This window comes from Streptococcus sp. k-378 (assembly GCF_013277505.1).
Classification (GTDB): domain Bacteria; phylum Bacillota; class Bacilli; order Lactobacillales; family Streptococcaceae; genus Streptococcus; species Streptococcus pseudopneumoniae.
This window is the reverse complement of the sequence record NZ_VMNC01000057.1, coordinates 1-9,262: the sequence shown is the minus strand read 5'-3', so window position 1 is coordinate 9,262 and position 9,262 is coordinate 1. Positions and strand designations below refer to the sequence as shown.

Genomic DNA, 9,262 nt, shown 5'->3' with positions numbered 1-9,262 from the left:
TCAAAACACTGTTTTGAGATTGTGGATAGAACTGACGAAGTCAGTAACCATATCTACGGCAAGGCGAAGCTGACGTGGTTTGAAGAGATTTTCGAAGAGTATTAGAATTATAAAAAACGCATAATATCAGATGTAGAAAATTTGATATTATGCGTTTTATCATGAAAAGATTTTCTAAATCATCTCCTCAAATTGATTTTTTCACAGTCTAAAATATTTGATAGATAAACTATGAATTGGAGTTATTCTGACTCCTTACGAAAGCTAAATAATCCAGCAGTTAGAGTTAACATTCCAAATAGGGTGGCGAGAATTGAGTGATTTTCTCCAGTATTTGGCAAAGTCTTAGCTACTTGTTTCGAAATAGTTTCAGTCTTAGTTGCTAACGACTCAGCTTGAGTTTTTGTACTACTTGCGTCATTTCCTTTTTGTTCGGTATTACTACTATTTACAACTGGAACAGGAGTTGTACTACCTCCGTTATCACGGCTTGCGGCAACTTTGAAAGTCATAGCATAGATACTGAAGTGATTGGTTTCAAAAGTAACCTTATCTGTATCTTGTTTGAACTTCAATGCCTGTAAAGTACCATCTGGAGCAACATAGTAAACATTTTCAACTGGCTTATCAGCAGAAAGACTTACTAGAACCATGCCATTTGGCTGGATAGCTTTACCATTCGCGTCATATAGATGAATGTCAAATGCCTTGTAGTCTTTTGATTCAAGTGAAGTCGGCTTGGTTTCTTCTACCTTGATATAGCTGACATTTTTGAGTGTTGCTTCTGAACCATGCACTTGAACGCTTCCAGCTTTGTTCGAAAGAACACGAGTATTGTTTGGGATGGCTGGGTTAAGTGTAGGCGTTACAGGAGTTGTCGGTGTTACTGGAGCAACTGGATTCACAGGTTGTTCAGTTGGTTTCTCTGGCTTAGCAGGTTGTGGTTGATCAGCTGGAACAGTAGGAACACTTGGCTGCTTGTCTGGCTTAGGTTGTTCACTTGGCTTAACTTCAGGTTTTACTTGCTCAGCTGGTTTTTCAGTAGGGTTCTTAAACAAGAAAACGTAAGTATCGTAGGTTTCACCAAATAGATTGTATGAATGAGTTTTAGTTTTCTCATCATAGCGATTTGTTTCTTCACTTGGGAATCCTGGATAATAGAGTTCTTCCAGTTTTCTATCCTTAGTTAATGTATAAACCTGAATATCTTCTTTCTTCTCTTTTGATTTGATAGTTAAAGAGATGCCACCACCTTGGAGAGTTCGATTTGTTCCGTAAGTTGGATTTCCATTTTTATTAGGAACTTCATAGAAGATTGTATAAGCTTCGTAGTTCATTCCTTCCAACTCTGGAACTTTTACTCGAACAAGAGCAGGTTTAAACCTACTATCCATATCTCCAAATCCGCTACCTTTAAATTTTATCTCTTTACCGTTTTCGAACATCGGATTATTGAAATTCGAATTAAAAGTATTTACTTTTATATGAGATCCTGCATGAAGCAAGTCCGGTTCAGCTGTCCACCAACCGTAAGATGTTTTTTCTACATTTTCAGCAGGAAGTGGAGCAGCAAGGTCGTTTGTTGTTAGAGTAGGGCGACCTGCTCCGTTAAACCAACGTTTTGGCTGGTTGGTTCTATAAGGAATCTTTGGTAATCCAGCATTTTTAGCTGGTTCCACTGGTTTAGCAGGTTGTGGTTGCTCCACTGGTTTAACCTCTGGTTGAGGGTTTTCTGCTGGTTTTGGAGATGGAACGGGTGTTTCAGCTGGTTTATTTTCAACCGGCTTGTTCTCAGCTGGTTTCGGCTGCACAGTTGGTTCAACTGTCTCCGCTGGTTTCGAAATTTCAGCAGGTTTTTCCGTTTCCGCTGGTTGCGGATCTTTAGGTGTTGGTTTTTCTTCTACTGGTTTATTTTTAGTATAAATAAAATAGTAGCGAAAAAGATTATCTCCTTTACCATTTTTGTAGCCAGAACCACGCAAAGCATAAGCTGCATCATAACTGACTCTGACAACTTTTGGATCTGGGTCGATATCTGGATGATCTGCAGCTGATTTTACGACGTGGCTAAAAGTGTAGTCGGAGAATTTTTTTGCTGTTAGTATTCCATCTGCATCATCTTTATCGGTATCGAACCGTAATGATCTAACTGTTGCGTGTTCTGGACTATCAATTCTGGATTCAGTAGTGTATCCATATTTTTGGACACGATCAGCATCCAAGAAATCTGCTTGGACTTTGTATTCTCGATAAGTCCAGTCTGCTAAAGTAGGAAAGCCTTGCCCATTTGTTCCGGGAATTGGCGTGTTTAGAAGTTTATCAGCATCTATTCCAGAAAGAGCGTAAAGCTTTTGATTTGCTTCAGATACAATCTTGTCGTTCTCTTCTTTAGTCATAGACATGACTGCGCCAGCTTTGTATGCCAAATCTTCCGCCACCATCTTCTTCATCTCTTCAGAATCTGTTATAGGTTGTTCTGGCTCAGGTGTTATGATTGGTAGACCTGGCTCGGGTAGCTGATTGGTTGGATCGACGTTGTATTTTTTCTCGATCTCAGCATTTTTCTTGTCCTCTGCGATAGCCTCATCTGTTCCGTTTGCAAGAATGTTGCCCTCGGTCGAAGGTTTTTCGACAGGAGCGGGCTCTTCTACTGGCTTTTCAGCAGGTTTTGAAACTTCTTTGTCTAGCTTTGGTTTTGGTTTAGCGATTGGGTCGAGCATACTGAAATCAACCCAGCTACCATTAGGTTTTGGTGCAGGTGTTGGTTGAGCAACATTAGGTTTAGCAGCAACATTTGGCTGCGGCGCAACGTTTTCCTCGGCACGCACCAAAGTTGGCACGGCAGCACTAAGAGTTACAGCAGAGAAAGTGACAATACCTAGTTTAGTTAGTTTATTCATAATTTTTCCTCCTTGGGAATATATAATTGCCTTTTTAGGCTTATAAAATAACAAAATCAACTTCCTTTCAAGACCACAAAAGCAAAATTTTGAGCCAACTCATTCTCTAAACATTTAATGTTCTTGATAGAAGCCTTAAATGAACCTTTATCCATTAACTGAACAATACAGCTATTACACTATTACATATCTTAATAATTTTTAAATTTTTTGTTACCATAAGCTCGCTAACTACTTTAGAGATAGGGAACTAAGTGTATCGCGTAACGACCGTTAAACGATACACAAAAAATACCAGTCTAATACAGGTTAAAAACACTGTTAAACTCGTATTTTTTAAATATTCATATTGTTGTTTTGACTGTTTCATCAAACGGTCGTTAATCGAAACAAATTTACAGCTTCATTCTACCATTTTTCCCTATTTTTAGCAATGATTTTCCGTTTTTTTTTGACGATTGTTCGCCACTTTATTGCGTTCTAACACTTTATATAGGGTTGATGTAGAAATTTGTTCAGCTTTTGCAATATTACGTATGCTTATATTTGAATGTAGATATTTGTTAAGTATCCGCTCCTCCTTTTCTTTTGAAATCCGTTTTGCTCCTAATCTAACACCATTTTCCTTAGCTTTTCGAAGTCCTTCTTTTGTGCGAAACCTCAGATTTTCCAGCTCATTTTCTGCCACAAAGCCTAAAATGACGCAAAGTAACCTGCCAATAAGAGAGTCTGTTTCTAGTTTTTCATGCAAACTGACTAGCTGAATATGATATTCATTAAATTGTTCAATAAGTTCTAGTAGCTTAAACATAGATCGAGTCAGTCTATCTAACTTATAGATAGTGAAAGTAACCTGCTTGCCATCTTTCGAAAAGTCAGAGGCCAGTTTTAAGGCTTTTGTAAGTTCAGGACGAGTGTTATTTGCACCAGATTCCTTTTCTATAAAAAGTTTATCGCAATGTTTGAGAGCTTCGATTTGCACTTTCAATCCTAGGTCTTGCTTATGAGTAGATACACGGGCGTAGCCTATGTTGATAGTCTTTTGAGACATAAAAATCCTCCTGTTATCTTGATACAGAGGGATATTTTACTATGAATTTTAAAATAAGAAAAGACTTCAATTTCATAATCCCTATGAACTACACCCCAAAAGCTAGATTATTCTATCTAACTTTTTAGGGTGTACATAGATAGGGAAGGTGTAATTATAGGAGTTTTACTTGTCTCTTTGTATTACCAAATAATCACGCGCTCCTCTGGTGAACGCCACATTCCGTCTCCTTCTTTGACATCATAGGTTGTAAAGAAATCGTCGAAGTTTGGTACTTGCACATTGACACGGAGTTTGGCTGGTGCGTGCACATCGACGCTAGCCAAAAGTTTCATAAATTCTGGTCGACCTTTCATGCGCCAGATGCGACCGAAGTTGTAGAAGAACTCTTCTGCTGAGAAGTCTGCTTCTCTCTTAGCTGCTTCAAGCGCTGCTGCGATTCCTCCCAAGTCAGCCACGTTTTCTGACACAGTCAATTTACCGTTAATGGTTGCTCCATAAGAATCCTGTCCATCAAATTGGTCAATGACTTTTTGTGTTTTCTCCTTGAAGGCAGCATAGTCGCTCTCTGTCCACCAATCCTTGAGGCTACCATTTTCATCGAAGGAAGCTCCGTTGGTATCAAAGGCGTGGGAAATTTCATGAGCAATAACCGCCCCAATACCACCGTAATTAGCAGAAGATGACTGATGCAAGTCATAGAAAGGTGCCTGTAAAATAGCCGCTGGGAAGACAATCAGATTCTTCTGTGGATTGTAGTAGGCATTGACCATGTGAGCAGGCATGCCCCATTCCTTGTAGTCTACAGGTTGGTTCCACTTGCTCCAACTGTGTTTGATTTCCACACGCGCAAAGGCTAGAGCATTCTCAAAAAGACTGGCAGTTTCATTCACCACCTTATCCTTGTAACGTGCAGGCAATTCTTCTGGATAACCGATATAAGGTTTGATCACATTGAGCTTCACGATAGCCTGTTTACAGGTTTCTGGAGTGAGCCAGTCATTCTTAAGCAGACGCTCCTTATAGACATCAATCATGGTTGCCACTTTTTTCTCCACATCCGCCTTGGCTTCTGGAGAGAACTTCTCACGGGCGTACCAAAGACCCAGGGCTTGCTTGAAAGGTTCCTGTGCTAGATGATAAGCTGCTTTGACCTTATCTTTTGCCTCTGGAACTCCAGAAAGGGCACGGCTGTAGGCACCTGACAAGACACGGATTTCTTCTGTTAAATAGCTGGTTGAAAGATTGACTACACTTAAAATTAAGTTTGCTTTGAGAAGAGGCCAAGCCTCTTCACTATAGAATTGATCTGCTGCTTGCCAGAAACGTTCTTCGTCTACGATAACCTTGTCTGGCACTTGTCCAAGAACGGCTTGGAAGAAGTCATCCAAAGGTAGGGCAGGCGCGAATTTCTTGAAATCTTCGTAAGCATATGGATGGTAGAGTTTAGCATACTCTGAACTTTCTTCATTAGAAAGCACCACTGCTGCAACTCGGCGATCCAATTCTAGTCTTTTCTCTAGCAAGTCTTCAATTTCTGTATCAGAGAAATCATAAGCTTTGAGAAGATTTGCGCTAGTTTCTTTCCAAAGAGTCAAGAGCTCCTCACGCTGAGGATGGTCTTCTGCATAGTAGGTCGTGTCTGGCAGGATCGTGCTTGGAGCGCTAGCCCATAAAACATTGATTCTGGCATCCATAAAGTCTGGCGATACACCAAAAGGAAGGAAGTTAGGTTTTCCTGCAAGTTCAAACTCTGCTAGTTTGGCAGTGAAATCTGCAAAAGTCTCCAATTCTTGGAATTCTTTAAGGAGTGGTAAGACAGGTGTGATACCGTCAGCTTCTCTCTTGTCAAAATCACGAACTAGGCGGTGGTATTTGACAAAGTTTGCCAAGATAGCATCCTCAGGCACCTCTTCACCTGCTAACCACTTGTCTGTTGTCGCCAGCATCAAGTCTTCAATTTCCTGATCTAAATCAACAAAACCTCCTGTTTGAGACTTATCTGCTGGGATTTCAGCTGTCTGTTGCCATTCTCCATTGATAGCATCATAAAAATCATCTTGATAACGTGTCATCTTGTTCTCGCTTTCATTTGTATTTGTCTTTATCTTAACAAAAATCACTAGGGAATGCAATTAAAAATGAACTTTCCTTTTCTATCATTTTTCAGTTATTATTTCAATTTTTTAAAAATTCATAAAAAAATTAATTGTCTGAAAAATGAATTGACAAAAAATATATAAAATGATAAAATTCTATCTATCTCATAGCTTTGCTACTTGAAATTTAAATATTAGGAGGTAGATTTTATGCTTAAGCAAAAACGTGTTCATTCTGTAAGTATTGCAGGAATCGCAGTGCAGTAAAGGATAGTAATACTTTCTTCACCGAGGCTGGTAACTAAACTTTCTCTAGTTACCTTTTCTTTTAATTGATATAAGGAGATATAATGGATCTACTAAAAGCTCGTCCAAAACTAAAAAAGGCTTACCCAGTAGTATATAAAGACGGATCGGTCTATATAGGTGGGTTTGGAGAAATTACAGAACATGAAGACCCTAGCGGAGCTATTGAATACATGCTCAAAAAAATGGATGGAATTAATACTGTCGAAAAAATCATAAGAGAAGTTTCAGAAACCTACAATGAACTATCACCATCTGATGTAATGGAAGCTATTGATGAAATCAGTAAAGAACGATTTATCGAGGATTTAAATCTTACTGGTTCTAAAATATTATTCAAGTATGAATTAGAACGTTATCACAGAAACATCAACTTTTTTCATCTTACGCAACTTTAAGTGAAAATAAATATATTTCTCAAAAAAAATTAATTGATTCAAAAATTGGAATTATTGGATTAGGCGGATTAGGATTTCACATTATATATGACTTAGCTGGCTTAGGTATAGGAGAAATAAAAGCTGTTGAATTTGATGTCGTTGATATATCTAATTTAAATAGACAAATTTTATATAACTTTGATGATATAGGAAAGAGTAAAGCAAGTATAGCAAAACAACGCATCTATGAATTTAATCCTCAAATAAAATTTACTGTTGAGGAAAAGAAAATCAATTCATCTGAAGATGTTGTTGAATCATTCCGAGGATTCGACTGCTTAATACTAGTTGCGGATAGACCTAAAATCAAACTAGCAAGATGGGTAAATGAAGCTATAGTAAAGCTGAATATTCCTTTATTTTGTGCAGGTTTAGAAGCGCAACGAGCCCTGCAATATACTATTATCCCCAAAATATCTGGATGCATAGATTGTTGGAGAAATACTATCCAAAAAGAACACCCTATTTCTCACCTAATCCTTGAAGAAAGAACTCGTTTAAATTTAGTTGGTGACAATACTGCCATAGCTCCTCTAGTATCTGTAGCAACTGGTATCATTTGTTCAGAAGTTACAAAATATATCACTGGTATCGGTGAATTAACTACTGTAGGCCAATTAAAATCTATAGATATGAATACAATGACTACAAAAATAGCCGAGCATTGGCATATAGATCCCAATTGTATAACCTGTCGTGGAGGTAATATTATTGAATAGAAATTACAAAATATTGTGGCTAACATTTCTTGTATCCAACTTTGGTGATTGGCTAAGAAAATTAGCTCTACCTTTGCTAGTATTTGAGAAAACAGGATCTCCATTTCATATGGCTACTCTATACGGTATTTCATTTTTACCATGGATTTTATTTTCTCTAGTAGGAGGTATATTAGCAGATAAATTCAAAAAAGTATATATCATTTCAATATGTCATTTAATCTCATTAGTCATTCTAAGTTTGCTAATAATATCTTTTAAAAATGATAATATACTCTTACTCTTAATTTATATTTTAACCTTCCTGCTCTCCTCTACAGAGCCATTAGTCCACCCAGCATTTCAAAGCTTGTTACCACAGATTGTAACAGACAATCAGCTATCAAAAGCCAATTCAGGAATCCAACTTATTGACAATACATTAAATCTTATTGGTCCTATGATTAGTGGTTCTGTTCTATTACTTATTAATCCAGCTAAAGTTTTATGGGTCAATGCTCTTACCTTTTTAATTGCCAGCCTATTAATTCTCTGCATAAAAACTCCAGAAAATACACTAGTAAATATCTCTAAAAAAGAGAGTCTTTCTAAAACAATATCTATTGGTTTGCACTATGTAAAAAATGATAAAATCATCCTAAGTGGAGCTATTCTTTTTTTTGGAACAAACTTTGGTATTCATATATTTCAGGCCAACTTAGTTTACTATATTACAGATGTTCTAGGCTATACCTCCTTTCACTATGGATTAATACTCTCAATAGCTGGTGTAGGAGCTATATTAGGTGCTATTCTTGCCCCTGAATTAATTAAAAAGTTTAGATATGGAAAAATCCTCTCCATCAGTACAATGCTAGCTGGTCTATCTACTATGTTGCTATCAATTAACACAAACTATATATATATGGGAGTATTTTTAGGTTTGAGTAATATGTTTGGCAATATCAATGCCATTACATATTTTACGTTACGACAAAAAGTTGTCAAAAAAGAAATGTTGGGACGTGTTGTTAGTATTACTAGAATGATCTCATTTGCTTCTATCCCCTTAGGAGCATACCTTGGAGGGATACTTGTTTCACATAACTTAACTATCATAAGTATTCTAATATTAGCAGGTACTATAAGATTTCTTGCAGGGGGATTTAGTTACTTTAGTCCATTAACCAAAAGTAAAAACTATTGATGTTTAAAGTGTGATATACTGATTCAAAATAATTCATCAAAGAATCGCTCATACTCAACAAAAATCAAAGGGTAAACTAAGGGGTTATCCATGGATAGATTAAAACACTTTTTGAAGTACAGATAGTAAATCTAATTAAAGAATCTTTAAAATCATAAAAACGCATAATATCAGGTGTATAAACCTTGAGATTATGCGTTTTATTAGACATCCTACTAAATATATAGCAAAATAGAGTTAGTTGGAGCTGGAGTAGTACAATGCTGCTTCTAAGGCATTTTTATAATTTACTTTGAATTTCTAACAATGTTTTAAAAAACTCGGTGGACTATTCCAAATTCAATCCACTATATATTGATTCCCTTGTGTGATGTGTAAAGATTTTTTGCCAAATTTCAAGTTCAAGTTAGCCATGAAGAATAAATTCTCTGGGTGATTTGTAGTTCAAGCATTTTTTAGGATAGTTATTAATCCAATTTTCGATGAATGCGACTTCTTTGGGAGTCGTTTTCTTAGTTCCCTTAGGTAAGCATCTACGAATGAGCCTGTTGTGATTCTCAT

At 36.9% G+C, this 9,262-nt stretch carries 6 protein-coding genes and 1 pseudogene; 3 read left to right on the top strand and 4 right to left on the bottom strand.

Features of this window, described 5'->3' with window-relative positions:
- Nucleotides 1–242: 242 nt before the first annotated feature.
- The 3 genes from HT719_RS07110 to pepO form a co-directional block, all read right to left on the bottom strand.
- Nucleotides 243–2,900 carry an LPXTG cell wall anchor domain-containing protein gene (locus tag HT719_RS07110; protein WP_172928691.1) on the bottom strand — a complete coding sequence of 886 codons (2,658 nt, stop codon included), beginning with the start codon at nt 2,898–2,900 and terminating at the stop codon, nt 243–245.
- Between the two features lie 427 nt (nt 2,901–3,327).
- Nucleotides 3,328–3,951 (bottom strand): recombinase family protein, encoded by a 624-nt coding sequence (locus HT719_RS07105; protein WP_000078994.1) that lies wholly within the window; start codon nt 3,949–3,951, stop codon nt 3,328–3,330.
- 182 nt (nt 3,952–4,133) lie between these two features.
- The gene (pepO, locus tag HT719_RS07100; protein ID WP_172928689.1) at nt 4,134–6,026 is read right to left on the bottom strand and encodes an endopeptidase PepO; all 1,893 of its coding nucleotides are present in this window, start codon (nt 6,024–6,026) and stop codon (nt 4,134–4,136) included.
- A gap of 374 nt (nt 6,027–6,400) precedes the next feature.
- Between pepO and HT719_RS11630 the strand changes: the two genes are divergently transcribed.
- Genes HT719_RS11630 through HT719_RS07090 form a run of 3 tightly spaced genes read left to right on the top strand, consistent with a single transcriptional unit; the run spans nt 6,401 to nt 8,701 of the window.
- Complete coding sequence (locus tag HT719_RS11630) at nt 6,401–6,754, top strand: hypothetical protein (protein ID WP_240156560.1); 354 nt, start codon at nt 6,401–6,403, stop codon at nt 6,752–6,754.
- Nucleotides 6,703–7,515 (top strand): ThiF family adenylyltransferase, encoded by an 813-nt coding sequence (locus tag HT719_RS11625; RefSeq protein WP_345790035.1) that lies wholly within the window; start codon nt 6,703–6,705, stop codon nt 7,513–7,515. Before HT719_RS11630 ends, HT719_RS11625 begins: the two co-directional genes overlap by 52 nt.
- Nucleotides 7,508–8,701 (top strand): MFS transporter, encoded by a 1,194-nt coding sequence (locus HT719_RS07090; protein WP_001081491.1) that lies wholly within the window; start codon nt 7,508–7,510, stop codon nt 8,699–8,701. Before HT719_RS11625 ends, HT719_RS07090 begins: the two co-directional genes overlap by 8 nt.
- Before the next feature lie 406 nt (nt 8,702–9,107).
- On the opposite strand, the pseudogene HT719_RS07085 reads toward HT719_RS07090, so the two are convergent.
- A pseudogene (locus HT719_RS07085) lies at nt 9,108–9,262 on the bottom strand (IS30 family transposase); the annotation flags it as partial.